The following is a 24,561-nucleotide window of genomic DNA, read 5'->3' on the forward strand; positions in this document are numbered from 1 at the left end:
GCGCGCCGTCCAGGCTCAATCGCGCAAGACGGGTGCGTCGTCGGCAATCGCCTGTCGGCGCGAGTACATCTCCAGGGCTTCCTCGGTATTGACGCCCAACGGCCCGAGAACGGCATCCAGCGCCTTGGCATTGCGGGCAAGCTGATCGCGGCCGGGCAGTTCACCGTTGACCGCCATGATGACGCGATTGCCCGTTTGCAGATTGAAGAATTCTCCGAACACCGCGGCATAGGTCGCCGATTCGCGTGCATAGAGCTGGCTCTCGGTGAAGGTGTTCGCCACCGCCACGCCGCCCGGCGCGAGGATGCCGCGCACGTGTTGCAGGAATTCCAGCGTCATCAGATGTTCGGGGATGTAGTCGACGTCGAACGCGTCCAGCATCACCATGTCGTATTGCAGGCCGTCGCGATGGGCGCGTTCGATGTAGGCGCGGCCATCTTCCAGGAAGAGGCGTTGCGCGGGGCCTTCCTGGTAACCGAAGTAGCCCGCCGCGACCTTGCCCACGGCGGGATCGATTTCCACGGTATCGATGACGGTATCGGGCAGGAGCGCGGCCAGGGTCTTTTGCAGTGTGGCGCCGCCCAATCCGACGATCAGGATGTTGCGCGGCTTGGGATTAATGTAGAGCGCGGTCATCATCATGCGCGTGTAGGAAAACACCAGCTGCCCGGGATGCTCGAGGCTCATGCAGGTCTGGCGGCCGACGTCGTGCATGGAGTTGAAGTTCATGCAGCGCTCGCCGTTTTCCTCGAACACGAGCAGTTTGCCGAACTGCGAATCTTCGCTGTGGATCAGCTTGGGGCCGCCCGTACCTCGCAGCAGCACCAAGGCGGCGCCGGCGATGACGAGGACGAGAATGGCGCGGAGGGCAACACGGAGCATTTGGCGGCAAGCAACAGGTAGGGGACGCGTCATCGTATCGTGGGCCGGGTCCACCGCGCGGACGCTGGCGTGAATCCCCTGGCGGCAAGACGCCGGCGGCGTCGCGACGGCAGGAATCAACGATCGGTTTTATTGAAAGACTCGTTCGATATATTTCATTTCCTTAAATGCTCGGCTCTCCTTAGAATTTCGCTCGAAACGGGGCGCATAGATTCCCGTCCGGTAAATCAGAGGAGACCTGCATGTTCTACGATCCCGTCCCCAGGATTCAAGCCAGCGTATACGCCCGGCTGCCCGACGAGCTGAAGTGGCAGGGCCAGGACCTGAACGAGTGGGTCGCTGGCCAGCCGCAGGGCAATCCGCCGCGCTCGTTGCTGGAAGGGCCGTCCTTCGGGCCAGACGGCCTGCTGTATTGCGTGGACGTCATCAACGGCCGCATCCTGCGGGTCGATGCGCGTGGCGAATTCGAGCCGCTCGTACAGTACGACGGCTGGCCCAACGGCCTGAAGTTCCATCGCGACGGCCGCATCTTCATCGCCGACTACAAGCACGGCATCATGCAGTTCGACCTCGAGCGCCGCGAGGTGCGCCCGGTGCTCGAGCGCTACAACATCGAGCGCTTCAAGGGCGTGAACGACCTGTTCTTCTCGCAGGCGGGGGATCTCTATTTCACCGACCAGGGCATGACCGGCTGGCAGGATCCGACTGGCCGCCTGTTCCGCCTGCGGCCGGACGGCAAGCTGGACTGCCTGCTTGATTGCATACCCAGCCCCAACGGCCTGGTGATGGATCTGGACGAGCACGCGCTGTATGTGGCGGCGACGCGGGCCAACGCGATCTGGAAGGTGCCGCTGCTGCGCAACGGTCAGGTCGGCAAGGTGGGCACGTTCATCCAGATGTCGGGCGGCGGCGGCCCGGATGGCCTGGCGCTGGATGCGAAGGGCGGACTGTGCATTGCCCACGTGGGTCTGGGCACCGTCTGGTGCATGGATCCGTTGGGCCAGCCGGCTCTGCGCATCCAGTCTCCCGAGGGGCTGCACACCACCAACCTGGCCTTCGGGGGAGCCGCGGGCCGCACGCTTTACATCACCGAGTCCAGTTCGGCCAGCATCCTGCGCGTCGAACTCGATGTAGCGGGCAAGCCGATGTACCTGCCGGCGCCGGCCGCGCAGGCGCTCTGAGTACCACATACCCCAACTACCAAAAGGACGGAACAGATGGATCAGGCAATTGTGCTGGGCGCGGGCACCATGGGGGCCGACGTCGCCGCCGGTTTTCATGCGGCCGGCTGGCGTGTATGGCTGGTGGAGCCCGACGCGGCGGCGCGCGCGGCGGCCACGCGGCGCGTGAACGCCTCCAGCGAAATGATCGGCGGGCAGGCGGACGCCGGGCGCATCGTCACCAGCGCAACCATGGAAGAAATCGACTGGAGCGATACCCGCATCGTGGTCGAGTGCGTGCCCGAACTGCTGGAAACCAAGCGTGCCGTATTCGCTCGCCTGGAACAGCTGGCGCCCGCTTCGATTCCCTTGACCAGCAATTCGTCGAGCTTTCCCATCAGCGCCATCGGCGAGGGCCTGCAGACCCGCGCACGCATGGTGGGTCTGCATTACTTCATGCCGGCCCATCTGGTGCCCGCCGTGGAAGTGATACGCGGAGAGGCTACCGATGAAGCCATGGCGCAGGAAGTCAGCCGCATCATGCGCGATACCGGCAAGAAGCCGGTGCAGGTCAAGCGCGACGTGCCGGGGTTTCTTGCCAACCGCATCCAGCATGCGCTGATGCGCGAGGCGATCGCGCTGGTCGAGGAAGGCTTCGCGTCCGCCGAGGACGTGGACACTGCCGTGCGCTACGGGTTCGGATTCCGCTACATCGCGGCCGGCCCGCTGCTGCAGAAGGATCTGGCCGGCATCGACATCCATTGCGCGGCGGCCGCGACGATGTATCCGCACCTGCGTACGGACGACAGGCCCAGCGCGCTCATGCGCGAGCTGGTCGAGCAGGGCAACATAGGCGTCAAGTCGCCTTCCCTGAAGGGCTTCTATCAATGGACGCCGGACCGCGTCGCCCAGGAGCAGCGGCGCTACCAGGTCGCCTTGGGCAAGGCCATGCAGATCCTGAAGGATGAAGAGGCGCTGGCCTGACGCAGACTGTCGCGGAGCGGCAGGGCTTCGAACTTGCGGATGTCGGGGTTCTTTAGCCGCCGAGGCTGCCCTGCGCCATTCCGATGCTCGCCCCGGCGGGGCTGCGCTTCGGATGGCTCCGGGGTCCTCGGCTGCCAGTCGCCTAATGCGTTGGTTTCAGCCGCCGTTCATGGGCAGATGCCGTGAGCCGGTGGCCGGGCGGAGGGATCCGAAGCGCAGCCCCGCCGGGGCGAGCATCGGAATCCCGCAGTCCGGACGCCGGCGGCTCAAGAACCCTGCCGCATAAAAGAACCCAGCCTCACAAAACCGAGGCGGCAGGGCTTCGAGCTCGCGGATGTCGGGGTTCTTTAGCCGCCGAGGCTGCCCTGCGCCATTCCGATGCTCGCCCCGGCGGGGCTGCGCTTCGGATGGCTCCGGGGTCCTCGGCTGCCAGTCGCCTAATGCGTTGGTTTCAGCCGCCGTTCATGGGCAGATGCCGTGAGCCGGTGGCCGGGCGGAGGGATCCGAAGCGCAGCCCCGCCGGGGCGAGCATCGGAATCCCGCAGACCGGACGCCGGCGGCTCAAGAACCCTGCCGCATAAAAGAACCCAGCCTCACAAAACCGAGGCGGCAGGGCTTCGAGCTCGCGGATGTCGGGGTTCTTTAGCCGCCGAGGCTGCCCTGCGCCATTCCGATGCTCGCCCCGGCGGGGCTGCGCTTCGGATGGCTCCGGGGTCCTCGGCTGGCAGTCGCCTGATGCGGTGGCTTCAGACCACGTTCCTGGGTAGACACCGTGAGCCGGTGTCCGGACGGAGGGATCCGAAGCGCAGCCCCACCGGGGCGAGCATCGGAATCCCGCAGTCCGGACGCCGGCGACTCAAGAACTCTACTTCACCAAACCGAAGTACAGCCCGGATTTTCCTCATCCATACGTCCTAGGACTCTCACGGATTTTTTTGACAGAACATAAATTTTTTTCTCTTTTCGCAGGCGGGAGTTTGCGAACATGCGCCTAGAGCTTTCAAGCCATAAGAACGCATCGGGAGACAAAAATGTTCTGTAAGAATGGCGCGCGCAAGCGCATTCACATCGCCGCGGCCGCCTTCATCGCGGCTGCTGCTTTCACCGTTCCTGGCCATGCATCCGCGCAGGCCGCCGACAGCTATCCGAACAAGCCCATCCGCCTGATCATCCCGTATCCGCCTGGCGGCGCGACCGACGTGATCGGACGTATCGTAGGCCAGCGCCTGAGCGAGCAGATCGGCGGCCAGGTCGTGATCGAGAACCGCGGCGGCGCAGGCGGCAATATCGGTGCGGCGGAAGTGGCGCGCGCGCAACCTGATGGCTATACCTTGCTGATGGGGGCGCTGACTTCGCATTCGGTCATGGCGACCCTGGAGAAGGACACCATCCCCTACGACCTGCGCAAGGACTTCGCGCCCGCCGGGGTGGTCGGCTTTGTGCCGCTGGTGGCCGTGGTCAATCCCAAGCTGCCCATCAAATCGCTGGCCGATCTGGTGAGCTACGCGAAGGCGAATCCCGGAAAACTCAATTTCGCCTCGTCGGGCGCGGGCGCGCCGCAGCGCATGGCGATGGAACTCTTCAAGCAGATCGCGGGCGTCAACATCGTGCACGTGGCCTATCGCGGCAGCGGCCCGGCCATGACCGACCTGGTCGGCGGCCAGGTGGAGACGATGACCGAGACGGTGCCCGCCGCGATCTCCTTCATCAAGTCCGGCCAGTTGCGTCCGCTGGCCGTGCTGACGCCGCAGCGCGTCTCGATGTTGCCGGACATTCCCACCGCCGAGGAGCAAGGCTTCAGCGGCTTCAACGTCAGTTCGCTCTTTGGCGTGATGGCGCCGGCCGGCACGCCGGCTCCCATCGTCGCCAAGATCAACAAGGCGCTGACCACAGCGCTGGCCAAGGACGATGCCAAGGCCCAGCTGCTGCAGCAAGGCGTCTATGCCGACGCGCTCGACGTCGAAGCCTCCAAGGCGCGCCTGAACGCCGAAATCGAGCAGTGGGCCAAGGTCATCCGCGACGGCGGCATCACCGTAAATTAACTGGAAGCAGCTTGAACAAGATGAGCAAGAAAAACACCGAGGCGTCGCAGGGCGAGGCCGGCGGCCTGCGCAAAGGCCTCACCAGCTACGGCGACAGCGGCTTTTCGCTGTTCCTGCGCAAGGCCTTCATCAAGGGCGCCGGCTACACGGACGGCGCGCTGGACCGGCCGGTGATCGGCATCGCCAACACGGGCAGCGCCTACAACCCCTGCCACGGCAACGCGCCGCAGCTGCTGGAAGCCGTGAAGCGCGGCATCATGTTCGCGGGCGGCCTGCCGATGGATTTCCCGACCATCTCCATCCACGAGAGCTTTTCCTTTCCCACCAGCATGTACCTGCGCAACCTCATGTCCATGGACACCGAGGAGCTGATACGCGCGCAGCCCATGGACGCGGTGGTGCTGATAGGCGGATGCGACAAGACCGTGCCCGCCCAGCTCATGGGCGCCGCGTCGGCGGACATACCGGCGATCCAGCTTGTGACGGGATCGATGCTGACGGGGTCGCACCGTTCAGAACGGGTGGGCGCATGCACGGATTGCCGCCGGTACTGGGGCAAGTACCGCGCCGAGGAGATCGACAGCCAGGAGATCGCCGACGTCAACAACCAGCTTGTCGCCAGCGTGGGCACCTGTTCGGTCATGGGTACGGCAAGCACCATGGCCTGTATTGCCGAAGCGCTGGGCATGACCGTGCCTGGCGGCGCTACGCCGCCCGCCGTCACGGCTGACCGGATGCGCATTGCTGAACTCACGGGCGCGCAGGCCGTCGAGATCGCCAGGCAGCGCCTGTCGGTCTCGAAGATCCTGACCGCGGATTCCTTCGAGAATGCCATGCGCGTGCTGCTGGCCATCGGCGGGTCCACCAACGGCATCATCCATCTGACCGCCATCGCCGGCCGGCTGGGGTTGGACCTGGATCTGCAGGCGCTGGACCGTATGGGGCGCGAGACGCCCGTGCTGGTGGACCTGAAGCCTTCGGGCCAGCATTACATGGAAGACTTCCACAAAGCGGGCGGCATGGCCACGCTGCTGCGCGAACTCAAGCCGCTGTTGAAGCTCGACGCGCTGACCGTGACCGGCAGGACGCTGGGCGAGGAGATCGAACGCGCGGGGCCGGGGTTCCCGCAAAGCGTGGTCAAGACGCGGCAGAACCCGATCTATCCACAGGGCGGCATAGCCGTCCTTTGGGGCAACCTGGCCCCCGAAGGCGCCATCATCAAGCAGTCGTCCGCCGATGCCGGGCTGATGGAACACGAAGGCCGGGCCGTGGTGTTCGAGAACGCCGAGGACCTGGCGGGCCGCATCGATGCCGCGGACCTGGACGTCACGCCGCAGGACATATTGGTGCTGAAGAACATCGGTCCCAAGGGCGCGCCCGGCATGCCGGAGGCGGGCTATATCCCGATCCCCAAGAAGCTGGCGTCGCAGGGGGTGAAGGACATCATCCGGATCTCTGACGGCCGCATGAGCGGCACCGCCTTTGGCACCATCGTGCTGCATGTCACGCCGGAAGCGGCCATAGGCGGGCCGCTGGCCTATGTCAGGAACGGCGACCGCATACGCCTGAGCGTGAGCCGGCGCGAGATCTCCCTGCTGGTGTCGGACGAAGAACTCGACCGCCGCCGCCGCGAGCAGCCGGTCACGCCGCCCACGGCCGAGCGTGGCTACAAGAAGCTCTTCCTCGATACGGTGACCCAGGCCGACAAGGGCGTGGATTTCGACTTCCTGCGCGGCGTGCCGGGCAAGTCGAAGTAGGGCTACGGCGTTGCCCGGCGTGCTTCCATGTTGCCGAAGAGGGTCCGGGCATCCTGGGATATCGACGCGGCCATCTTGGCGTGATGGCCGCGGGTATTCCAGATCAGGCCGTTCCTGCGCACGGGCGCACGGTTGGGCAGCGGGATGCGCGCCACGTCGAGCGACTTCCACATGGACGACCAGTCCGGAATCAGCGCAACGCCCAGGCCTTCATGCACCAGCGCGACGATGGCGAGCAGGCCGTCGATCTCCAGCCGCTGCTTGGGCCAGATCTGGTGGTCGCGCAGATAGCGGTCGGCCAGCTGGCCGCCGTAGATGTTGCGGTCGTAGCGTATGAAGGGTTGGGTCGACAGCAGGGTGTGGGCGTCCTGGTCCGCAAGATGGGACGGCGCGACGACGACCAGAGGTTCTTCCATGAACGGCTGCCAGAGACAGCTCTTGGGCACCGCGAACTGCGGTTCCACCACGATGGCGGCGTCGAGTTCGCCGTTGACCACCTTGCCGCACAGGTCTATGGAGCCGCCGGGCGTGACGAAGACGGAGGCGTCCGGATGCTTGCGGTACAGCGATTTCAGTATCGGCGGCAACACGTTCGTCAATGCGGACACGAAACAGCCGATGCGGAATTCGCCCGGCTGGTCGCCGTCGATGGCCATGGCGCGCAGATCGCGGATGTTGCGGATGGCCGCCTTGGTGCCTTCGAGGATACGCATGCCGCTCTCGGTGGGCCGGACCGAACGCCCCGAGCGCTTGACCAGCGCCACGCCCAGGTCCATCTCCAGCGCCTTGATGCGCGCGGCGATGGCGGCCGAGGTCAGATCGAGCTTGCGCGCCGCTTCGGCGAATGAACCGGCTTCGACGACTGCGACGAAGCTCTGCATGCACTTGATGTCCATGATGCGATGGGCCTATTGCCCTGAAAGGAGAAACTTCAGGTTGAAGATCGCACGAACCGCTACGAACCCGGCTGCGATGGTTGCAGGCTTATCGCGCCAATTTTCCGTATGTTATAGCGTCGAGGTTGAAATCCATGATCGAGCATGAACTGGCCCAAGCGCGCCAGGCAGCAGCAAATGTCTCCGGCAAGGGGGACGGCAAGTTTCCCCCTCTGCTCAAGGTAGGGGTTTTTCCCGAGTCGGTGGAAGCGCAGTTCCGCTCGAGGTTCACGTTGATCGACGAGGCGGCGCTGCAAAACGATCCTGCGCAGGCCGATGCGATCGGCGGCATCGTCACGCGCTCGAACTACCGGATTTCCGCCGAGCTGATGGATCGCTTGCCGGGGCTGCGCATCATCGCCACCAACGGCGTCGGCTACGACGGCATCGCGCTGGACCGCGCGCGTGAGAAGAACATCGTCGTGACCAACACGCCGGACGTGTTGAACAAGGCCGTGGCTGAATTGGCGGTGGGGTTGTTGCTCGCCTTGCTGCGCCAGTTGCCTGCGGCCGACAGCTTCGTGCGCACGGGCGCATGGGAGGCCTCGCCCTTTCCGTTGGGGGCGAGCCTGGCGGGCAGGAAGGTCGGCATCGTCGGTTTAGGGCGCATCGGCAAAGAGATCGTCCGGCGGCTCGTGCCGTTCGAAGTGGACCTCAGCTACTTCGGCCGCACGCCCCAGGATACGCCGTGGCGGCATTTTGATTCTCTGCCTGCCATGGCCCGCCATGTGGACGTGCTGGTCCTGTCATGTCCCGGCGGGGCGGCAACGCGCCACATCGTCGACGCCGCCGTGTTGAGTGCGCTGGGGCCGGAGGGGGTGGTCGTCAACGTCGCCCGCGGCTCGGTGATCAATGAGGCCGACCTGTGCCATGCGTTGGCCAACGGCATCATCCAGGGGGCCGCGCTCGACGTGTTCGAAAGCGAGCCGCTGGGCGAGAGCCCCCTGCGGCGCCTGTCGAACGTGATCCTGGCGCCCCATATCGGCAGCGCCACGCACGAGACGCGCCGCCAGATGGCGGAGCTGGCGATGCGGAACCTGGTGTCGTTCTTTACGACGGGGAGGGCGGTTACGCCAGTGGCGTAGCCGGACGTCGGGCTACCCGCTAGAACCACACTGTCGCAATCAGCAGCGCGCAGCCCGCCGTGGCTGTGGCTGCCATGATGGCGGCCAGGCGCAAGGCGATCTTGCGTTCCTTGCGGCCGACGTTGGGGTTGCCGACGTTGGCGGACCGCAGTTGTTCCCAGGTCGACGCGGCTCCCGCTTCGCGGCTTTGCAGGGCCGACGCGGCGTTCGCCGTGGAGCGGGAAATGCGGGTGAGCCGCAGCGCCGGATAGGCCAGCAGCAGCCCGGCCAGGAACAAGGCGCAGGCGCTGATTGCGCCTGCCGTGAAGGCCGAGCTGTCGCGCGCCGCGAACAGGATTAGGGATGCCGCCAGGCCGATGAGGTTCAGGCCGGCCAAGGCTTTCAGCGCCTGGACTCCCCAGGGGCCGGTGGCTTCCTCGGTGAAGTCTCCGACCGAGCGCCAGTAGGCGGCGTCGTTGGATGCGGCCTGGAAAAAGAAGGCGAGATCCCTCAGGAGCACGTCGCCTTGCCTGTCATCGGGGCTGGCGTCTCCATGCCATTGGGTGGCGAACTTCCTGCTTCGATCAGCGTCCGCGTGATGCGCGCGGGCCCAATTTTCAGCCAAGCCTATCGCGGCTTCGACGGTAAGCGCCTCTGCGGGTCTGGCACTGTCTTTCATGTTTAGCGTCCCCATATATGGGACATTGTACTAGGCCTGAGTGGACGCTACCTTGATGCAAGGCACACCCCGCGCGGATCAAGGCAAGGCGGCGCCGGGATGGGGTGCTGGCCGGGAAAAACAGACTTCGAGCAAGCTGTTGCTGCGCAGTTTGAGGGTGACGTCCGTACGCTGCCCGCCCGGCGTAGTGGCGGCGAAGAAACCAAGGGCCAGCGCGCCGAACCAGGCGGGAAGAAAGCTGGCCAGATCCCAGCCCGACACGCTGGCGTTATAGGGTTGCTTGACCGTCCGCACGGTCAGCCCATGTTCGCGGCACAGCGCCTGCAGCGCTGCCGCGGTTTCGTCGATGTCGACGATGTTCTCCAGAAAGAACGGCTCCTGGACTCGCATCAATCTGGCAAGTTCGCCTGCAGGCAGGCGGTTCTGGAAGTAGGTGCGTACCGTGGACATGTGGCGGGTTCCTGGTGAGCGCAAATCGTCATGCACCGGCTTGGGGGGCGGAAAGCGCCGGGCCAGCATAGTCTATGCCAGATCCACCCGCTGTTACGGTCCCGATTCATCGCCTCTGTGTCTGGTGGGCCGCGCGCCGGCCCCGCACACTTCCCGGGTCGCCGCGCAGTCCGCGTGGCCTGAGAGGACGTTCCATGCGCTACCGTTATGTCACCGCCGATGTGTTCACCAGCCAAGCGTACGGCGGCAATCCGCTGGCGGTCGTGTTCGACGCCCAGGGCCTGAGCACGGCGCAGATGCAACGCATCGCGCGCGAATTCAACTATTCCGAAACCAGCTTTGTGCTGCCGCCGCGGGATCCTGCCCATACGGCCTGGGTGCGCATCTTCACGCCCGACCGCGAGGTGCCGTTCGCCGGACATCCCAATGTGGGCACGGCCGTGGTGCTGGCGCGCGAAATGGCTGCCTCGGGCCTGACCGTGCCGGATGCCTTCGCGTTTGAGGAGGAGGCGGGACTGGTGCGCATTGCGCTGCGCCCAGGCGCAAACGGCGCGGCGGGTGCGGAACTGCTTGCGCCGCAACCGCTGTCGCGCGCCAGCGAGGCGCCGGCCGCCGCGGTTGCGCGGGCCTTGAGCCTGGAGCCTGCGGACATCGATACCTCCACGCATGCGCCGCAGGTGGCGTCGGTAGGCCTGATCTTCCTGGTGGTGCAATTGGCCAGTCGCGACGCCTTGCGCCGGGCGGTGCCAGATCCGGCGGGCTACGCGGCCCTGCTGCCGCTGGACGGCGCAAAGTCCATCTATGCCTACACCACTGACACGGGGGCGGGCGGGGCGGATGTCCAGGCCCGCATGTTCACCGGTCGCATGACGGAAGACCCCGCGACCGGCAGCGCTACGGCGGCCATGACGGCCTTGCGCACAGCCCAGCGCGGCGCCGGCGCAATGCGCCTGAGGGTGGAGCAGGGCGTGGACATGGGACGTGCCAGCGTGCTGCTGGCTCACGCCGAACCGCGCGCCGATGGCGTATGGGCGGGCGTGGCGGGCGAGGCCGTGGTGGTCATGGAAGGCACGCTGGAGGCGCCTGACGCGTCCTGACGTTGGCTGCGCTTCGCCGCCTCGTGTATGCTTGCCCTCATGAACGCAAAGCATTTCGCGCCAATGTCTGGCGCAGCCTACCGACGAATCACTCGACGCTTACGTTGAGTGGCTGGTCACGTCCCGGCGCCAAACCATCGGCGCCATATCCTGAAAGCCACGATACCCCTCGTGGCTTTTCTGTTTCTGGCTGGTCCCGCTGTCGAGGCGTATCGCAAGGCTTTCGTTGCCATCCTTGAAGGAACGAAGCATGAGTGCGCAAGACCTCGCCATCCGGCCCTACCATTCGACCGACGAAGCGGCCATCATCCAGCTGTGGCATGACTGCGGCCTGACCCGCCCATGGAACGACCCGCGCAAGGATATTGCGCGCAAGCTTGCGGTGCAGGCGGACCTGTTTCTGGTGGGAGAGGCGGACGGCGCGATCGTCGCGACGCTGATGGGCGGCTATGACGGCCATCGCGCCTGGATCAATTACCTGGCGGTATCGCCCGCGCATCAGCGCCGCGGTCATGCCACCGCACTGATGCAGGCGGTGGAGCGCCGGCTGCTGGAAATGGGTTGCCCCAAGATCAATCTGCTGATCCGGTCGGGCAATATTGCGGTGAAGGACTTCTACGCGACCCTGGGCTTTCAGCAGGACGAGGTCATCAGCCTGGGCAAGCGCCTGATTCCGGACCTTTGACGGATCCCGATCAGACGCTTGCGGATGGCGATCAGATCGCCACGGTCAGGTACACCGCTTCGCGACCCACGATGGGCATGCGCGTGGGCATGAAGATGGTGCAGTCGTCGCAGGGCGAACGGATTTCCTCGGTGCCGTTCATGGCGATGAGTTCACCCTTGGCGAAGGTTTCGAAGCCGATCACCGGACGGGTAAAGGTGAAGTCCTCGGACTTCACCATATGCACTTCGAGCAGGCGGTAGCGCTGCGGCGCGGGCGGGGGCGGCGTGCCGGCAGGCATGTCGATCAGGCCCGTGTGCGCGAGGAAGCGCAGCGTGACGTCGGTGGCCAGGTCGGCGGCGGATTGCGCGAAGTGCTGGCCGCATTCGACCACCAGCGAGCCGCTGCTGTCGGAGTGCGGATCGCCGTGGCGGCCGTAGCCCATGACGCCAGTGCCGGGGAAGAGGTCGGGCGGCATCACCAGATGCACCTGCGGCACGCCGACGGCGCTGGCCAGCGCCGTGTTGCGGTCCATCTCGGTGTAGACCCAGAAGGGTTGCACCGGCGCACGCGTGGAATGGATGTCCAGCACGAAGTCGGCGGCGTCCAGCACCGGACGCAGCTCGCGGGCGCGGCGCAGTTCTGGGCTGTCTTCCGGGCCGTCCAGCATGGCTGCGGACCAGATGCGGTTCAGGTTGTGGACGAGCTGGCGGTTCTCGTAGGGGTTCTCGATATCGAAGGCTTCATAGGCTTCGACGTGCGCGAAGCTGACGGTGAGCGTGCCGATCTTGGGGCGCACGCCCGAGTCCAGCAGATGGGTCGCAGCCACCATGCCGCAGATTTCGTTGCCGTGCGTGATGGCGTTGATCAGCACGTGCGGGCCGGGACGGCCCGACTCGAACCGGTGCACGTAGGGGATGCCGACATTGCCCTCGCGATAGGCCGAGAGATCGCGCGGCAGGACTTCGAGCGGGGCGGTGTCGGGTTCGAAAGCGGGATTTTTCATGGGAGTAGGGCCTATTCAGGACGGATGCCGGCGCGGTCGATCAGGTCTTTGTACAACGCCAGGCGCTCGGACATCATGGCGGTGAACTGTTGCGGGGTCTGGTTCTCGGGGGGCAGCGCGCCGGCCTTTTCCAGGGATTGCGGCATGCCGTCCTCGGTGGCGGCGGTGCGCACGGCGGCCAGCAGCTTCTGGACGATGTCGGGCGGCGTGCCTGCGGGCGCGGCCAGGCCGATCCACGACATGGAATTGAGCACGGGGTAACCCAGTTCCTCGAAGGTCGGCACGTCGGGCAGGGAGTCCAGGCGTTTTGGCGCGGCCACCGCCAGCGCGCGCATCTTGCCGACCTGGATGTGGGGCAGGAAGGGCGCGAGGTTGTCCAGCGCGAACTGCGCCTGGTCGGACAGCAGCGCGTTGATCAGCGGCGCGCCGCCGCGATAGGGCACGTGCACGGCCTGCAGCTGCAGGGTGTTCTTCAGCAGTTCGGCGTTGAGCTGGCCCATGCTGCCGATGCCTGCGGTGGCATAGTGCAACTGGTCGGGGCGCGCCTTCAGCAGCGCCACGAACTCCGCCAGGTTGCGGGCCGGCACGGCGGCATTGGTCACCAGCACATTGGGCGTGCGCGACAGCTGCGAGATCGAGACGAAGTCCTTGATCGGGTCGTAGCCCAGGTCATTGCGCATCAGCGGATTGGCCAGGTGCGAGCTTTGCGACGACGCGACCAGCGTGTAGCCGTCCGGCGCGGCGCGCGCGACGCGCTTGCTGCCGATGGCGCCGCCCGCGCCGTCGCGGTTCTCGATGATGACGCTGGTACCCAGCGCCTTGCCCAGGGCGTCCGCGTACAGTCGGCCGATCAGGTCGACGGAGCCGCCCGCAGGGAAGGGGACGACCAGCGTGATGGGGCGCGAAGGATAGGCGTCGGCGCGCGCGGCCAGCGGCAGCAAGGCGGCGCCCAGACCGGCCAGGATCAGGCTGCGGCGGATCGAGGACGGTCCCTGCGATTGATGCTTCATGGAATTCTCTTGTGGTGACTGCGGGTTTGGTCTAATTTGCAATGAAGATTGCAGGCAGCAATATAAGATGCAATGTGTATTGTGAAATTTGGGGTTATCACCTAGGGCCATGCAAGGATGAACCTGCACCAACGTATTGCCGGCTACGGCCGCAAGCTCAGCAAGAGCGAACAATTGCTGGTCGAGGAGATGCAGGCGCGCTATCCGCAAAGCCTGCTGGAATCGGCGACGGCGCTGGCCAGGCAGGTCGGCACCAGCGCTTCCACCGTGGTGCGCCTGTTGGCCAAGCTCGGCTACGAAAGCTACGCGCAGGCCCAGGTGGAGGCGCGCACGGAAGTGACGGCGCGCCTGGCCTCGCCCGGCGAGCGCGCGGACGCGGTGGGCTCGGACAAACCGTCGGCGCGCGCCTGCCTGCATAACGCCTTGCTGCATGACCAGCACAACCTGAAGGAGACCTACGCGTCGATCGACGTGGCCGCCTTCGAGGCTGCCGTCCGACTGCTGACGCAGCGCAAGGGGCGGGTGCATGTGCTGGGGCTACGCCAGGCCGCGCCGCTGGCCAGCCACGTGGCGCTGTACTTGAACCTGTGCCTGCCTTCGGTCAAGCCCATGGTCGCCGCCGGTCCGCTGTTCCTGGAAGACCAACTGCTCTGGATCGACGAGGCCGACGTGCTGCTGGCGTTTACCTTCAGGCGCTATTCGGTTGCCGCGGCCAAGGCGGTGCAGTATTTCCGGCAGCGAGGCGGCAAGGTGATTCTGATCACCGATTCGGCGTCGGCGCCCGCCGCGGCCTCGGCACACCACGTGCTGATAGCGCGCAGTTCCAGCGCGTCGCCTTTTGATTCCTATACCGCGGCCTTTTCCGTCTGCAATGCCTTGCTGGCGGCGGTTGCGCAGCGCAGCAAACAGGCCTTGGGCGCGGCTCTGGAGCGGGGCGAAGGCTTGTGGGACGCGCAATGGATACGTCCGCCGGGCGGCTGAAAGATGCTGCTCGCACCGTTCTTGCGGCGAGCGCGAAAGGCCAGGATTTGGACCGATTTTCGGCCATTTGGATGAGCTTCAAGATGCGTTCGCACTACCTGCTCTAGTACTTCATAACTCCTTGAAAACATTACTTTTCAAGCCAAAAATTTTTTGGCATATTGCGGCCGGGAAAAACAATTTCGAGGAGCAAGGAATGGGCGCGTGGCCACAGCGTCATATTGATGGATTCGAGGTGGAATGTCAGGTCATCCGGCTGGATACCGGCATGTTGGCGATCGAGGTAGCGGTGTGCCGGAGGGTGGAAGGCGAATTCGAGCGGCGTTGGTCGCTGCCGCGTTTCGTGACCTTCGAGGATCCTGGGACGGCAAGACGCCACGCCGAACTGGTGCTGTCGGGCATCGTGTCGGTGGACGAAGCCACGGGCGAACCGCGCTACGGCATTCTGTAGCGGCGGGCCGGACCCGCAGCGGCAGGCAGGGTTTTGTTTCTTTTCACACAATCGCGTGCTTTGCGCTGGCGGATTTGCCCGGTACATTGGTGTAGGGTGACAACAACAAAGGAGAGTTCCATGTTTGATACTTTTCCTGTCTTGCGTCGTGTCGGCCTGGCCGCCGCGGCGATCGGCGTGGCCGGCCTGATGTTCACGGGTTGCACCACCAACAGTTCCAAGTCAGAGGCCACCGCGACCGAACAGCGCCAATCGTTGAACAGTGCGGCCGACGCCACCTTGGGCAAGCTCTATCAAGCGTCGCCGCAGTCCAGGGAACTGGTCGCCCGCGCCCGAGGCGTGCTGATTTTTCCTGATGTGTTGAGCGGCAGCTTCATCATCGGGGCCGAGCATGGCAAGGGCGTGCTGCGCGTGGGCAGTTCCACCGCCGGCTACTACAGCACCACGGCGGGTTCCGTCGGCTTCCAGGCGGGGGCGCAGTCCAAGGCGATGGTGCTGTTGTTCATGACGGATGAGGCGCTTGCCAAGTTCCGCAACAGCAGCGGCTGGACCGTGGGCGCCGATGCGACGGTTGCGGTTGTCAATGTGGGCGCCAACGGCCGCATCGACACCAACACGGCACAACAACCCATCGTCGGCTTCGTGATGAACAACGGCGGCCTGATGGCAGGCGTGTCCCTGGCCGGTACCAAGATCTCCAAACTGAATCTTTGAACGGGCCTGCCAAGCAAAACGCCGCGGATGTTCTCCGCGGCGTTTTTGTTTGGCGCGTCTGCCGGCGCTTCAGCCCATGAGCGTGTCGCCGTTGTTGCGCACCGAGCTCTCGCGCTGCATTTCGGCGGCTTCGATGTCCGGGTCCAGGCCGCGCCAGCGTCTGATCCGGCCGCGATCCTGTTCGGGCTCCCAGCCGAGCAGGCCGTAGCGCGTGATTTCGGTTTGACCCGTTTCGAATTCCACTTCGAAGTAGCCCTGACGATCGGGTAGCGTGCCGCCGGGGAACCAGTCGGTTTCAGGCATGGTGTTCTCCTTGCTAGGCGATGGGAGGGGCGCCGGCGCGGGGCGCGGCGCTTTCATTGTGGAGGGGCGCCACGGATCCCGCAAGTTGCCGCCGCGGGCTTCACGCGAGCGGGACGGCGGTGGTGTACAGCACCTGCTTCAAGGCGAAGCTGGAACGGATGCTGGCGACGCCCGGGATGCGGGTGATGTGTTCGACGATCAGCCGCTCCAGCGCGTCCACGTCAGGCACCAGGGCGCGTATCAGGTAGTCGGCGTCGCCCGACATGAGGTAGCACTCCATGATTTCCGGCAGGACCGCGATTTCGCGTTCGAACACGTCCAGCGCCGCCTTGCGCTGCTTGTCCAGCGAGATCTGGATGAATACGTTGACCTTCAGGCCCAGCTTGCGCGCGTTGAGCAGCGTGACGCGGCGGTCGATCAGGCCCTCGGTTTCGAGCCGGCGCACGCGCGCCAGACAGGGAGAGGCAGACAGGTTCACGCGCGCGGCGAGTTCGACATTGGTCAGCCGCGCATCGCGCTGGAGTTCGTTGAGGATACGGATGTCGGTGGCATCCAGGTTGATTTCCGGCATAAGTCACCCAGTTACGGTCATTCAGCAATTCATCTGTGCTGAGTATGACGGGTATCTCCCTTGAATGCAGTGAAATATGCTGGGGTTAACCCTATAGACTATTCCATCATTTGGTAATTGTGCCAAAGCGCGGAATATTCAAGCAGTAGATTGGGCAGTAATGAGTCAGCAGAGCACGTTGGGCAGGTTTTTGCCGCTGGTCGGCGCGGTCGCCATCTGGGGCGGCAATTGGCCCGTCATGAAGCTGGGGCTGACGCACATGAGCCCGCTGTGGCTGGCCGCCAGCCGGTTCGGCTCGGCCGCGCTGATCAGCGCGCTGGTGCTGGGCATGCTGGGCCGCCTGCGCCTGCCGACACGGCAGGAAATGCCGCTGGTGGCGGGTGTGGCGCTGCTGCAGATGGGGGCGTTCACGGCGCTGGCGCTATGGGCGATGCAATACGTGGCGCCGGGACGCGCGTCCGTGATCGCCTACGCCACTTCCATCTGGGTGATTCCGCTGTCCTCGCTGATCCTGAAGGAGCGCCTGTCGATGGCGCAATGGCTGGCGACGGGGCTGAGCTATGCCGGCATCGCCGTCATCGTCGCGCCCGCGTTCAGCCCTTGGCAGGCGCACACCGTGGTCGGCCTGGCCATGTTGCTGGGTGCGTCCTTTGCGTGGGCCTGCAATATCATCCAGCTGCGCGGCTACCGGCATATCCGCCTGGGCGCGGACATGATTCCCTGGCAGACCGCCATCGCGGCGCTGCCGCTGGCCGCGCTGGCGTGGATGCGCGATGGCGCGCCCGTTTTCCTGGCGCAGCCCGAGGCATGGCCCGTGATCCTGTACACCGGTCCGCTGGCTACCGCGCTGACCTTCATCGTGGTGCTGGGCATGACGCAGAAGATGCCGCCGGTGGCGACCTCGATCGCCATGCTGTGCGTGCCGGTGATCGGGCTGATCGTGTCGTCGCTGGTGTTCCAGGAGCGCATCTCGGCCGACCTGGCGCTGGGCTTGGCCCTGATCGGCGCCAGCGTGGCGGCGTCGGCGGCGGCGACGCGCCTGAAGCGGCCGCTGGCGCTGCGGGCTTCCTAGCCCGTCAGTACGCCGCAGGCGCGAAACCGGCCATCGGCGCGTTCTAGAATGTCGAGCGCCGGAATCGTTCCGGCTTCTCTTGCAGGCGTGCGGCGGGTATGGATTCCTTATATGTGCTGGTCGCGGCGGGCGCCATGGCCGCCGGTTTCGTGCAGGGCCTCTCGGGCTTCGGCTTCGGCATGGTGGCCATGTCGTTCTGGGCCTGGACGATAGATCCGAAACTCGCTGCCGCCATGGTGGTGTTCGGCTCGCTGACCGGCCAGTTGCTGGCCGCGTTCACGATGCGCCGCGGATTCACGATGGCGCACCTGCTGCCCTTCGTGGCGGGCGGATTGCTGGGGATTCCGCTGGGCGTCAAGCTGCTGCCCTATCTGGATCCGCTGATGTTCAAGGCGCTGGTCGGCGGACTGCTGGCGGTCTGGTGTCCGGTGATGCTGTTCGCGACGCGCTTGCCGCCTATCACGGCGGGTGGACGATGGGCCGACGGCGTGGTGGGAGCGATGGGCGGCGTCATGGGCGGCATAGGCGGCTTCACCGGCGTCATTCCGACTTTGTGGTGCACCTTGCGTCGCTTTGACCGCGACGTGCAGCGCGCGGTGATCCAGAACTTCAACCTGTCGATGTTGGTCGTGACGATGGCGAGCTATGTCTACACCGGCGTGGTGACGCGCGACATGCTGCCGCTCTTTGCGGTGATCGTGCCGGCGATGCTGGTGCCGACCTTGTGGGGCACGCGCGTCTACGTGGGCATCAGCGACGTTGCGTTTCGCCGCATCGTGCTGGGCCTGCTGACCGTTTCGGGCGTGGCGCTGCTGGCGTCGTCCTTGCCCAAGCTGCTTGCCTAGCGACTTTTACAGGTCGCCAGGGCGGGGCATGGCAACATGCTATCGTTGGGTATTCAAGAGAGAATCACCGCATGGCATTGCACCGTTTCGAGAAAGGCGAGTTGGGACATTGGCTGCGCATCGTGGCCGACAATTGCGAGCCCGGCGCTGCCCAGACTGAAGTGCCCGCCCACGTGGCGCAGGCGCTGGAGACGTTGCGTTGCATTGCAGCCGACGCCGACGGCCGCTGGCTGATCACCGAGAAGGGCAAGCTCGCCCTGCGCATGGAAGAGCCGGGCGCCATCCATTTGCGCTAACCCGCAAAATCCAATTATGTCGACAGCAGGCGCGGCCCGGGGCCGCCCTCCGCGTTTCGCCGCGTCTTGACCGTTTGGCGCGGGGATTTCCACACAATTTGCGAATGTTTTCGCAGTATTTCGCGAGTTCGCGACCAATAGGGCCGTGCTACGGGAATTTCCTGAGACGGAATGCGCGATTTGGCTGCTTTTCGACGTATCGCGACCCACGAGTCGCCAGTAAGATGAACTTGCGTGACGTTTGCAGGTCTATTCATTTGCGCGGGGATTCTGCCCCCGCAACGTCACGCGTGGTTCACGCGTTTAGGTAACCGACTGGGAGGTAGCACATGCAGCATCGTGACCAGGAAGTTCTGATCGACGTTTCCACAGCGGCCATGGATACCGGCGGATATGGCGTACTGCTGACGGTTACGGCCGAGGGCGGCACCGAAGTGGATGCCGCGTTTTCCCACTTGGGCAACTGCGCTTCGTTGGACGAAGCACGCGATCGCGCGGAAGTATTCGCGCAGAACTGGGTAGAGGAAAACATCTTCCGATAGGGCGCCACGCCCTGGACGGAGCTGATCGGCGGGACCGGTCTGTGTGAGCATGACGCTTCGGAGAATACTCAAAGGTTTGCGACGAAAATTTCGGTTATCGTTGCTGCTCCAAAATCTGGGGCCCTCATTGGGTATGCGCCGTTCCAAGATGACTGCCGCACAGACCAACTCTTCACTTGCGGAACACATCCGCGCATTCCGCGACCATTTTGATTCCGTTGTCCTGCCCCTTTGGATGGGGCAGGGTTTCAATGGCGCGCTGGGTCTGCCTTATGAATCGCTGGACGCGGCGACGGGCGTCGCGCTGCCGGTCGAGCGCTACCGCGCCATGGCTTGCGCGCGCCAGCTCTACGTTTTTTCGGAAGCGCCGGGCGACGCTGCGGGCGCGCATGCAGATGTGCTGTTCGAATCGCTGCGGCGCGTATTCCGCGACGAGCTTCACGGAGGCTGGCGCTATAGCGTGGACGCCGCGGCGCATCCGCTCGATGACACGCAGGACCTGTACACCCACGCGTTCATCGTGCTGGCCTGCGCCGCCTATTTCCGCCGCAGCCGCAATGCCGATGCGCGCAAGCTCATGCTGTCGACTTCCTCGACCATCGAGGCGCGCTTCAAGACCGCCGACGGGCTGTATCACGCGGCGCTCAGCGCCGACCTGAGCCAGCCTCTGCGCGCGCCCGCGCAGAATCCCATGATGCATCTGACCGAGGCCTACCTGGCCGCAGCCCAGGTCGCGGAGCCGGCGCTGTACGCGCAGCGCCTGCGCGGCCTGGCGCAAGGCATCAGCCATTTCTTCGTGCATGCGGCCTCGCAGTGCATCGCGGAAGAGCGGCAAGGCTCGACCGGCAACCGGCTGGAGCCCGGGCATCAGTTCGAGTGGCTGTCGCTGGTGCAAGGCTCGGCCGAGGTTTTCGACGGCCTGGAGCTGACGGAGTCGCTGCCGCGCGCTGTGCGCTGGTCGCGCCGCCATGGTGTGGACGCGGGCGGAGTGGTGGCGTCGCTGGACGAGTCCGGCGCCGTGATCGACGATACGCGCCGGATCTGGGCGCAGACCGAGTACCTGCGGGTGCTCGGCGTGCTGGGCGACCTGCCCGCGCTGGAGGCCGGCCTGTCCATGTTCCGCGCGCGTTTCCTGCACCCCGGCGGCTGGTACGAATGCCTGGACGCGGAAGGAGCGGTGGTGCGCAAGGACATGCCGTCGACCTCTCCGTATCACCTGGCAACCTGCCTGGCGGCCCTGCCCACTGTTGTTTAATTGTGGCGTTAACAATATTTTTTGGATTTAGGGGCCTGATTCGATAGAAAAGTATTGGTGGAATCCCTTACAATTTAGTTACTAAAATTGTAGGGAAGCACCAATGAGCGTTATGTGCCTGGCTTGCCAACGCATTAACCCCGGGCTTGCAGGCGTTGCGCCGCATGCCCATCTGGGACACCAGGGGTTCACCAATCCCACGCAGAAAGGCCGTGAAGAAAGCCGTGAAGACCATTTCCGCTGCCTGAATTGCGGCGCGAAATGGCTGCGCGAGACCGACAAATGGGGCGTGGACCTCGGGTTCAAGCTCGCACCCTGAGCATTTTCGACCGCGCCGGCAGCATGGCGCAGACCCCCGCAGCGGGCTCCAGATCGGGAGCCCGTTTTCATTTTGTAGTATTCCCGCGCCGGACGCCGGCAACCGGTTGTGTCCGCAGGCTAGGCGCTCAGCCTGGGCTGGCGGCGATCACGTCGGGATCCTGCCCGGCGGTTTCCAGCAGCCATCGCCGGAAACAAGCCAGCGCGTAATGGTCGCGGCGCTGGGCCGGGGCGCATAGATGGTAGCCACGGTCGATGCGGATGGGCAGGTCGGGAAACGGGGCCACCACGCGTCCGGCCTGCAGGTCGTCGCGGACCAGGCAGCGCTGCAGCACGGCGATGCCCATGTCGGCCATGACGGCGCGAACCAGGATGGAAACCTGGTCAAAGCCATTGGACAGCTGGACCGAGGCGCGCGGCACGCCGGCGGCGGCCAGCCACTGCGCCCAGTTGTCCATGCCATTCGAGTGATACAGCAGCGGTTCCCCGAGCAGGCCGGCTGGCGTGTCCCAGAGTCCCTGCGCGCGCCGGGCCGCCAGACGGGCGGGGTGGCAGATCACGACCAACTCGCGCCCGATCACGTAGTCCACCTGCCAGCCCGGCCATTGCTCCGGCATGCCGGACAGGATGCTGGCATCGGGCGTCTCACCCGAAAAATCTTCGTTGCGGCGGTAGGCCGCGAAGCTGAGATGGATATCCGGATGGCGCGCATGAAAGTCGGACAGGCGGGGCACCAGCCAGGCGCTGGCCAGCGTCGGCACCGTCGACAGCGTCAGGCGCAGGCGACGGTCATTGGCGCGCAATCCGGCGCTGAGCGACTCGATCTGCTGCAGCGGGCCTAGCGTGCCGTCGTACAGGCGGCGTCCGGTTTCAGTCAGGGTCAGGCCATGGGCGTTGCGATGCATCAGCGGCTGGCCGAAATGCGCTTCCAGTCGGGAAATGGCGCGGCTGACGGCGCCCTGGGTGACGCACAAGACCTCCGCGGCGCGGGTGAAGCTGCCCAGGCGTGCCGCCGTCACGAAGGCGTGCAGTTCGGACATGGAGGGCGAGTGCAGTCGCATCTAGCATGACCATTGGTAATGAAGCCGTGCAATATAGTCGTTTGAAAGGGGATCGTAAAGTTCGGACACTGGCGGCCTTGTCGACTGACCTTCAACTTTCGGAGTCATCCCCCATGTCCCGCCGCCTCCTGGGCCGGTCCGCGCGCTTCGCGCTCGCCGGCATGTTCGCCACGTTGTCCTTTGCCGGCATCGCCCAAGCTGCCGACTATCCCGCCCGCCCCATCAAGCTGGTGGTGCCGTTCGCCGCTGGCGGTTCGACCGACATCGTGGCGCGCCTGGTGGCCGAGTACGCCGGCCGCGACCTGAAGCAGACCATCGTGGTCGAGAACAAGGCCGGCGCCGGCGGTTCCATGGGCATGGAGCAGGTGGCCCGCGCCACGCCCGACGGCTACACCATCGGCATGGCCACGATGAGCACGCACGGCTCGAACCCGGCCGTGTTCCGCAAGATGAACTACGACCCGGTGAAGGACTTCGTGCCGGTGGCCAACGTGGTCGCCGTGCCCAGCATCTTCGCGATCAATCCGGGCTTGCCGGCCAAGAACATGGCCGAGTTCGTGGCCCTGGCCAAAAAACAGCCGGAGCGCTATAGCTTCGCCTCGCCGGGCGTGGGCTCGCTGGGCCATGTGAACATCGAGAACTTCATGATGCTGTCCGGCATCAAGCTGCTGCACGTGCCGTACCGCGGCGCGGGTCCGGCGTTGAATGACGTGATGGGCGGGCAGGTGGATGCTATCACCGACAACCTGTCCTCGACCCTGCCGCAGGTGCAGGGCGGCAAGCTGCGCGCGCTGGCCGTGCTGGGCGCCGAACGCTCGCCGCTGTTGCCCGACGTGCCGACCTACATCGAGCTGGGGTACCCCGACATGGGTACGGGCGGCTGGTTCGGCCTGGTGGCGCCCGCCGGCACCCCGCCGGCCGTGATCGAACGCCTGAACAAGGCAGTGCGCGCGGCCCAGGACGATCCGGAATTCCGCAAGAAGGCCGAGGAAGTGGGTGGTACGCTGGTGCGCACCACGCCCCAGGAATTCGAGGCGCAGATCCAGCAGGCCCTGGCGCGCTACGCCAATGTCGCCAAGACTGCCAACATTCAGGCTGATTGACGATGACCCACGCCGACTTCGACGCTGTTTCCGTACACGAGCCCACGGGCCCGGGCTTGCCGCTCGTTTGCGATTCGCCGCATAGCGGCGAGCGCTATCCCGACGATTTCGGCGCCGCGGCCACCCTGGCGCAATTGCGCCAGGGCGAGGACACGCACGTGGACGCATTGTGGTCGGCGGCGCCGGCCCTGGGCGCGACGCTGATCGCCGCGAACTTTCCGCGCGTCTATATCGATCCCAACCGCACGCTGCAGGACCTGGACCCGGAGCTGCTGGCGCAACCCTGGCCCGAGCCGCTGGACCCGGGCGAGAAGACCCGCCTGGGCAAGGGTTTGATCTGGCGCAGGATGGACAGGTCCACGCCGATCTACGACCGCAAGCTCACGCTGGCCGAAGTGCGCCACCGCATCCAGGCGTATTACGAGCCTTACCACGCGGCGCTGTCGCAGGCGATCCAGCAGGTGCGGCAGCGTTTTGGCGCGGTCTGGCACCTGAACCTGCACTCGATGCCCAACGACGCCTACGAGCGCCTGGGCCGCAAGAGCGAGCATCCGCTGGCGGACTTTGTGCTGGGCGACCGCGACGGCACCACCTGCGAGCCGGAGTTCATCGCCCTGATCGAGACCGCTTTGCGCGGCAAGGGCTACACCGTGGCGCGCAACGACCCCTACAAAGGCGTGCAGTTGATCGCGCAGATCGGCCAGCCGGCCTTGAATCGGCACAGCTTGCAGGTGGAGATCCGCCGTCCGCTGTACATGGACGAAGCCACGCGCGAGCGCAACGCCGGCTTCGCGCCGCTGCAGGCGGACCTGTCCGACGTGCTGGCCCAGGTGGCGGCCTACGTGCGTGCGCGCCAGGCGGCGCTGGCTTAAGTTTTCCCGCGGCGGGCCGTAGTCGGTAACAAGGAACCGCGCTTTTTTGGGCGCGGCCACACGGAACCGCAATGGCTGAGAAGATCATCAACGGATTTTCGGTGCTCGCGTACGCGACCCAACCCGAGGGGCGCGTGCCGCCGCGCGCTTTCATCGAAACGCGGCGGTTGCCGAAGAAAAAGAGCCAGGCCGAACGGGACGCGCAAGCGGCAGCCCAGGCCGATGCGCCAGCGCCACCGGATGACGCCGTGCAGCAGGAAGCCGAGCCCGACACCCAGGCTTTCGAGATCTTCATCAGCCGACGCTTCCGCAGCACGGTCGAGGCCATGTCGGCCGCACGCAACGCGCTGGACCGCGTCAAGCAGGTCGACGAGGACGGCGTTCCGGACCACTTGCCCGAATAGTCCAGCCCCTGGGCGGCCATGCGTCGCCCATATTGTTATCCCG

Annotated in this window: 28 protein-coding genes; 19 read left to right on the forward strand and 9 right to left on the reverse strand. The window is 65.4% G+C overall.

The genetic code is table 11. The annotated features are described in order from the left end of the window. Positions 1-15: 15 nt before the first annotated feature. The gene (locus DXK93_RS26415; RefSeq protein ID WP_119451631.1) at positions 16-882 is read right to left on the reverse strand and encodes a spermidine synthase; all 867 of its coding nucleotides are present in this window, start codon (positions 880-882) and stop codon (positions 16-18) included. Between the two features lie 242 nt (positions 883-1,124). Here DXK93_RS26415 and DXK93_RS26420 point away from each other — a divergent pair, with 242 nt between their 5' ends. From DXK93_RS26420 to DXK93_RS26435, 4 genes are all read left to right on the forward strand, one after another. Next, positions 1,125-2,063 carry an SMP-30/gluconolactonase/LRE family protein gene (locus DXK93_RS26420; RefSeq protein ID WP_119451632.1) on the forward strand — a complete coding sequence of 313 codons (939 nt, stop codon included), beginning with the start codon at positions 1,125-1,127 and terminating at the stop codon, positions 2,061-2,063. 36 nt (positions 2,064-2,099) lie between these two features. Continuing rightward, complete coding sequence (locus tag DXK93_RS26425) at positions 2,100-3,026, forward strand: 3-hydroxyacyl-CoA dehydrogenase family protein (protein ID WP_119451633.1); 927 nt, start codon at positions 2,100-2,102, stop codon at positions 3,024-3,026. A gap of 1,031 nt (positions 3,027-4,057) precedes the next feature. Further along, the gene (locus DXK93_RS26430) at positions 4,058-5,068 is read left to right on the forward strand and encodes a tripartite tricarboxylate transporter substrate binding protein (protein ID WP_119451634.1); all 1,011 of its coding nucleotides are present in this window, start codon (positions 4,058-4,060) and stop codon (positions 5,066-5,068) included. Between the two features lie 20 nt (positions 5,069-5,088). Beyond that, the gene (locus DXK93_RS26435; RefSeq protein ID WP_119451672.1) at positions 5,089-6,825 is read left to right on the forward strand and encodes an IlvD/Edd family dehydratase; all 1,737 of its coding nucleotides are present in this window, start codon (positions 5,089-5,091) and stop codon (positions 6,823-6,825) included. Between the two features lie 2 nt (positions 6,826-6,827). Here DXK93_RS26435 and DXK93_RS26440 read toward each other — a convergent pair whose 3' ends face one another. After that, positions 6,828-7,721, reverse strand: a complete 894-nt coding sequence (locus tag DXK93_RS26440; RefSeq protein WP_054458234.1) for a LysR family transcriptional regulator — start codon at positions 7,719-7,721, stop codon at positions 6,828-6,830. 134 nt (positions 7,722-7,855) lie between these two features. On the opposite strand from DXK93_RS26440, the gene DXK93_RS26445 reads away from it, so the two are divergent. Next, complete coding sequence (locus tag DXK93_RS26445; RefSeq protein ID WP_119451635.1) at positions 7,856-8,845, forward strand: 2-hydroxyacid dehydrogenase; 990 nt, start codon at positions 7,856-7,858, stop codon at positions 8,843-8,845. A gap of 19 nt (positions 8,846-8,864) precedes the next feature. On the opposite strand, the gene DXK93_RS26450 is transcribed toward DXK93_RS26445, so the two are convergent. Both DXK93_RS26450 and DXK93_RS26455 read right to left on the reverse strand, forming a co-directional pair. Next, the gene (locus tag DXK93_RS26450) at positions 8,865-9,503 is read right to left on the reverse strand and encodes a hypothetical protein (protein ID WP_147400280.1); all 639 of its coding nucleotides are present in this window, start codon (positions 9,501-9,503) and stop codon (positions 8,865-8,867) included. Between the two features lie 78 nt (positions 9,504-9,581). Next, positions 9,582-9,953, reverse strand: coding sequence for a hypothetical protein (locus DXK93_RS26455; protein ID WP_054458232.1), 372 nt, complete (start codon positions 9,951-9,953; stop codon positions 9,582-9,584). Positions 9,954-10,147: 194 nt separating this feature from the next. Here DXK93_RS26455 and DXK93_RS26460 point away from each other — a divergent pair, with 194 nt between their 5' ends. Then, positions 10,148-11,050 carry a PhzF family phenazine biosynthesis protein gene (locus DXK93_RS26460; protein WP_119451636.1) on the forward strand — a complete coding sequence of 301 codons (903 nt, stop codon included), beginning with the start codon at positions 10,148-10,150 and terminating at the stop codon, positions 11,048-11,050. A gap of 250 nt (positions 11,051-11,300) precedes the next feature. After that, positions 11,301-11,735 (forward strand): GNAT family acetyltransferase, encoded by a 435-nt coding sequence (locus tag DXK93_RS26465; protein WP_054458230.1) that lies wholly within the window; start codon positions 11,301-11,303, stop codon positions 11,733-11,735. Between the two features lie 31 nt (positions 11,736-11,766). On the opposite strand, the gene DXK93_RS26470 is transcribed toward DXK93_RS26465, so the two are convergent. Continuing rightward, positions 11,767-12,720: a succinylglutamate desuccinylase/aspartoacylase family protein gene (locus DXK93_RS26470; RefSeq protein ID WP_054458229.1), complete on the reverse strand. Its 954-nt coding sequence runs from the start codon at positions 12,718-12,720 to the stop codon at positions 11,767-11,769. Between the two features lie 11 nt (positions 12,721-12,731). Further along, on the reverse strand, positions 12,732-13,730 hold the full coding sequence (locus DXK93_RS26475) for a tripartite tricarboxylate transporter substrate binding protein (RefSeq protein ID WP_054458228.1): 999 nt from the start codon (positions 13,728-13,730) through the stop codon (positions 12,732-12,734). Between the two features lie 117 nt (positions 13,731-13,847). Here DXK93_RS26475 and DXK93_RS26480 point away from each other — a divergent pair, with 117 nt between their 5' ends. From DXK93_RS26480 to DXK93_RS26490, 3 genes are all read left to right on the forward strand, one after another. Next, a complete protein-coding gene (locus DXK93_RS26480; RefSeq protein WP_119451637.1) occupies positions 13,848-14,711 on the forward strand; it encodes a MurR/RpiR family transcriptional regulator in 864 nt (287 codons plus the stop codon). A 196-nt stretch (positions 14,712-14,907) separates the two neighbouring features. Beyond that, positions 14,908-15,162 (forward strand): hypothetical protein, encoded by a 255-nt coding sequence (locus DXK93_RS26485; protein ID WP_054458226.1) that lies wholly within the window; start codon positions 14,908-14,910, stop codon positions 15,160-15,162. A 120-nt stretch (positions 15,163-15,282) separates the two neighbouring features. Next, positions 15,283-15,876, forward strand: coding sequence for a YSC84-related protein (locus DXK93_RS26490; RefSeq protein WP_054458225.1), 594 nt, complete (start codon positions 15,283-15,285; stop codon positions 15,874-15,876). Positions 15,877-15,945: 69 nt separating this feature from the next. Here the strand turns inward: DXK93_RS26490 and DXK93_RS26495 are convergent, their stop codons facing one another. Next, the gene (locus DXK93_RS26495; protein WP_054458224.1) at positions 15,946-16,179 is read right to left on the reverse strand and encodes a hypothetical protein; all 234 of its coding nucleotides are present in this window, start codon (positions 16,177-16,179) and stop codon (positions 15,946-15,948) included. A gap of 100 nt (positions 16,180-16,279) precedes the next feature. Continuing rightward, positions 16,280-16,750: an Lrp/AsnC family transcriptional regulator gene (locus tag DXK93_RS26500; protein WP_006226939.1), complete on the reverse strand. Its 471-nt coding sequence runs from the start codon at positions 16,748-16,750 to the stop codon at positions 16,280-16,282. A 160-nt stretch (positions 16,751-16,910) separates the two neighbouring features. On the opposite strand from DXK93_RS26500, the gene DXK93_RS26505 reads away from it, so the two are divergent. From DXK93_RS26505 to DXK93_RS26530, 6 genes are all read left to right on the forward strand, one after another. Continuing rightward, positions 16,911-17,822: a DMT family transporter gene (locus DXK93_RS26505; RefSeq protein WP_054458223.1), complete on the forward strand. Its 912-nt coding sequence runs from the start codon at positions 16,911-16,913 to the stop codon at positions 17,820-17,822. A gap of 98 nt (positions 17,823-17,920) precedes the next feature. Continuing rightward, positions 17,921-18,667, forward strand: a complete 747-nt coding sequence (locus DXK93_RS26510; RefSeq protein WP_054458222.1) for a sulfite exporter TauE/SafE family protein — start codon at positions 17,921-17,923, stop codon at positions 18,665-18,667. Positions 18,668-18,738: 71 nt separating this feature from the next. Beyond that, positions 18,739-18,963, forward strand: coding sequence for a hypothetical protein (locus DXK93_RS26515; protein WP_054458221.1), 225 nt, complete (start codon positions 18,739-18,741; stop codon positions 18,961-18,963). 329 nt (positions 18,964-19,292) lie between these two features. Next, on the forward strand, positions 19,293-19,505 hold the full coding sequence (locus DXK93_RS26520; RefSeq protein ID WP_008159938.1) for a hypothetical protein: 213 nt from the start codon (positions 19,293-19,295) through the stop codon (positions 19,503-19,505). Positions 19,506-19,653: 148 nt separating this feature from the next. After that, positions 19,654-20,760 (forward strand): AGE family epimerase/isomerase, encoded by a 1,107-nt coding sequence (locus tag DXK93_RS26525; RefSeq protein WP_119451673.1) that lies wholly within the window; start codon positions 19,654-19,656, stop codon positions 20,758-20,760. Between the two features lie 103 nt (positions 20,761-20,863). Beyond that, positions 20,864-21,079 (forward strand): hypothetical protein, encoded by a 216-nt coding sequence (locus DXK93_RS26530; RefSeq protein ID WP_042792993.1) that lies wholly within the window; start codon positions 20,864-20,866, stop codon positions 21,077-21,079. Between the two features lie 127 nt (positions 21,080-21,206). On the opposite strand, the gene DXK93_RS26535 is transcribed toward DXK93_RS26530, so the two are convergent. Further along, a complete protein-coding gene (locus tag DXK93_RS26535; RefSeq protein WP_119451638.1) occupies positions 21,207-22,139 on the reverse strand; it encodes a LysR substrate-binding domain-containing protein in 933 nt (310 codons plus the stop codon). Positions 22,140-22,252: 113 nt separating this feature from the next. Between DXK93_RS26535 and DXK93_RS26540 the strand changes: the two genes are divergently transcribed. From DXK93_RS26540 to DXK93_RS26550, 3 genes are all read left to right on the forward strand, one after another. Next, positions 22,253-23,242 (forward strand): tripartite tricarboxylate transporter substrate binding protein, encoded by a 990-nt coding sequence (locus DXK93_RS26540; protein WP_119451639.1) that lies wholly within the window; start codon positions 22,253-22,255, stop codon positions 23,240-23,242. Between the two features lie 2 nt (positions 23,243-23,244). Further along, positions 23,245-24,114, forward strand: coding sequence for an N-formylglutamate amidohydrolase (locus DXK93_RS26545; RefSeq protein ID WP_119451640.1), 870 nt, complete (start codon positions 23,245-23,247; stop codon positions 24,112-24,114). A gap of 71 nt (positions 24,115-24,185) precedes the next feature. Then, entirely contained in the window at positions 24,186-24,518 is a 333-nt protein-coding gene (locus tag DXK93_RS26550) for a hypothetical protein (protein ID WP_054458217.1), read from the forward strand. Positions 24,519-24,561: the final 43 nt, after the last annotated feature.

Origin of the sequence: Achromobacter sp. K91, from assembly GCF_003576205.1 — a bacterium.
GTDB classification, from domain to species: domain Bacteria; phylum Pseudomonadota; class Gammaproteobacteria; order Burkholderiales; family Burkholderiaceae_B; genus Achromobacter; species Achromobacter aegrifaciens.

What these genes read in the sequence shown, in the direction of transcription:
- DXK93_RS26465 (WP_054458230.1), top strand. Translation starts at nt 11,301, where the DNA reads ATGAGTGCGCAAGACCTCGCCATCCGGCCCTACCATTCGACCGACGAA.
- DXK93_RS26545 (WP_119451640.1), top strand. Translation starts at nt 23,245, where the DNA reads ATGACCCACGCCGACTTCGACGCTGTTTCCGTACACGAGCCCACGGGC.
- DXK93_RS26485 (WP_054458226.1), top strand. Translation starts at nt 14,908, where the DNA reads ATGGGCGCGTGGCCACAGCGTCATATTGATGGATTCGAGGTGGAATGT.
- DXK93_RS26440 (WP_054458234.1), bottom strand. Translation starts at nt 7,721, where the DNA reads ATGGACATCAAGTGCATGCAGAGCTTCGTCGCAGTCGTCGAAGCCGGT.
- DXK93_RS26425 (WP_119451633.1), top strand. Translation starts at nt 2,100, where the DNA reads ATGGATCAGGCAATTGTGCTGGGCGCGGGCACCATGGGGGCCGACGTC.
- DXK93_RS26490 (WP_054458225.1), top strand. Translation starts at nt 15,283, where the DNA reads ATGTTTGATACTTTTCCTGTCTTGCGTCGTGTCGGCCTGGCCGCCGCG.
- DXK93_RS26445 (WP_119451635.1), top strand. Translation starts at nt 7,856, where the DNA reads ATGATCGAGCATGAACTGGCCCAAGCGCGCCAGGCAGCAGCAAATGTC.
- DXK93_RS26430 (WP_119451634.1), top strand. Translation starts at nt 4,058, where the DNA reads ATGTTCTGTAAGAATGGCGCGCGCAAGCGCATTCACATCGCCGCGGCC.
- DXK93_RS26550 (WP_054458217.1), top strand. Translation starts at nt 24,186, where the DNA reads ATGGCTGAGAAGATCATCAACGGATTTTCGGTGCTCGCGTACGCGACC.
- DXK93_RS26525 (WP_119451673.1), top strand. Translation starts at nt 19,654, where the DNA reads ATGACTGCCGCACAGACCAACTCTTCACTTGCGGAACACATCCGCGCA.
- DXK93_RS26455 (WP_054458232.1), bottom strand. Translation starts at nt 9,953, where the DNA reads ATGTCCACGGTACGCACCTACTTCCAGAACCGCCTGCCTGCAGGCGAA.
- DXK93_RS26415 (WP_119451631.1), bottom strand. Translation starts at nt 882, where the DNA reads ATGCTCCGTGTTGCCCTCCGCGCCATTCTCGTCCTCGTCATCGCCGGC.
- DXK93_RS26505 (WP_054458223.1), top strand. Translation starts at nt 16,911, where the DNA reads ATGAGTCAGCAGAGCACGTTGGGCAGGTTTTTGCCGCTGGTCGGCGCG.
- DXK93_RS26495 (WP_054458224.1), bottom strand. Translation starts at nt 16,179, where the DNA reads ATGCCTGAAACCGACTGGTTCCCCGGCGGCACGCTACCCGATCGTCAG.
- DXK93_RS26460 (WP_119451636.1), top strand. Translation starts at nt 10,148, where the DNA reads ATGCGCTACCGTTATGTCACCGCCGATGTGTTCACCAGCCAAGCGTAC.
- DXK93_RS26470 (WP_054458229.1), bottom strand. Translation starts at nt 12,720, where the DNA reads ATGAAAAATCCCGCTTTCGAACCCGACACCGCCCCGCTCGAAGTCCTG.
- DXK93_RS26475 (WP_054458228.1), bottom strand. Translation starts at nt 13,730, where the DNA reads ATGAAGCATCAATCGCAGGGACCGTCCTCGATCCGCCGCAGCCTGATC.
- DXK93_RS26420 (WP_119451632.1), top strand. Translation starts at nt 1,125, where the DNA reads ATGTTCTACGATCCCGTCCCCAGGATTCAAGCCAGCGTATACGCCCGG.
- DXK93_RS26520 (WP_008159938.1), top strand. Translation starts at nt 19,293, where the DNA reads ATGCAGCATCGTGACCAGGAAGTTCTGATCGACGTTTCCACAGCGGCC.
- DXK93_RS26535 (WP_119451638.1), bottom strand. Translation starts at nt 22,139, where the DNA reads ATGCGACTGCACTCGCCCTCCATGTCCGAACTGCACGCCTTCGTGACG.
- DXK93_RS26515 (WP_054458221.1), top strand. Translation starts at nt 18,739, where the DNA reads ATGGCATTGCACCGTTTCGAGAAAGGCGAGTTGGGACATTGGCTGCGC.
- DXK93_RS26480 (WP_119451637.1), top strand. Translation starts at nt 13,848, where the DNA reads ATGAACCTGCACCAACGTATTGCCGGCTACGGCCGCAAGCTCAGCAAG.
- DXK93_RS26540 (WP_119451639.1), top strand. Translation starts at nt 22,253, where the DNA reads ATGTCCCGCCGCCTCCTGGGCCGGTCCGCGCGCTTCGCGCTCGCCGGC.
- DXK93_RS26435 (WP_119451672.1), top strand. Translation starts at nt 5,089, where the DNA reads ATGAGCAAGAAAAACACCGAGGCGTCGCAGGGCGAGGCCGGCGGCCTG.
- DXK93_RS26450 (WP_147400280.1), bottom strand. Translation starts at nt 9,503, where the DNA reads ATGAAAGACAGTGCCAGACCCGCAGAGGCGCTTACCGTCGAAGCCGCG.
- DXK93_RS26530 (WP_042792993.1), top strand. Translation starts at nt 20,864, where the DNA reads ATGAGCGTTATGTGCCTGGCTTGCCAACGCATTAACCCCGGGCTTGCA.
- DXK93_RS26500 (WP_006226939.1), bottom strand. Translation starts at nt 16,750, where the DNA reads ATGCCGGAAATCAACCTGGATGCCACCGACATCCGTATCCTCAACGAA.
- DXK93_RS26510 (WP_054458222.1), top strand. Translation starts at nt 17,921, where the DNA reads ATGGATTCCTTATATGTGCTGGTCGCGGCGGGCGCCATGGCCGCCGGT.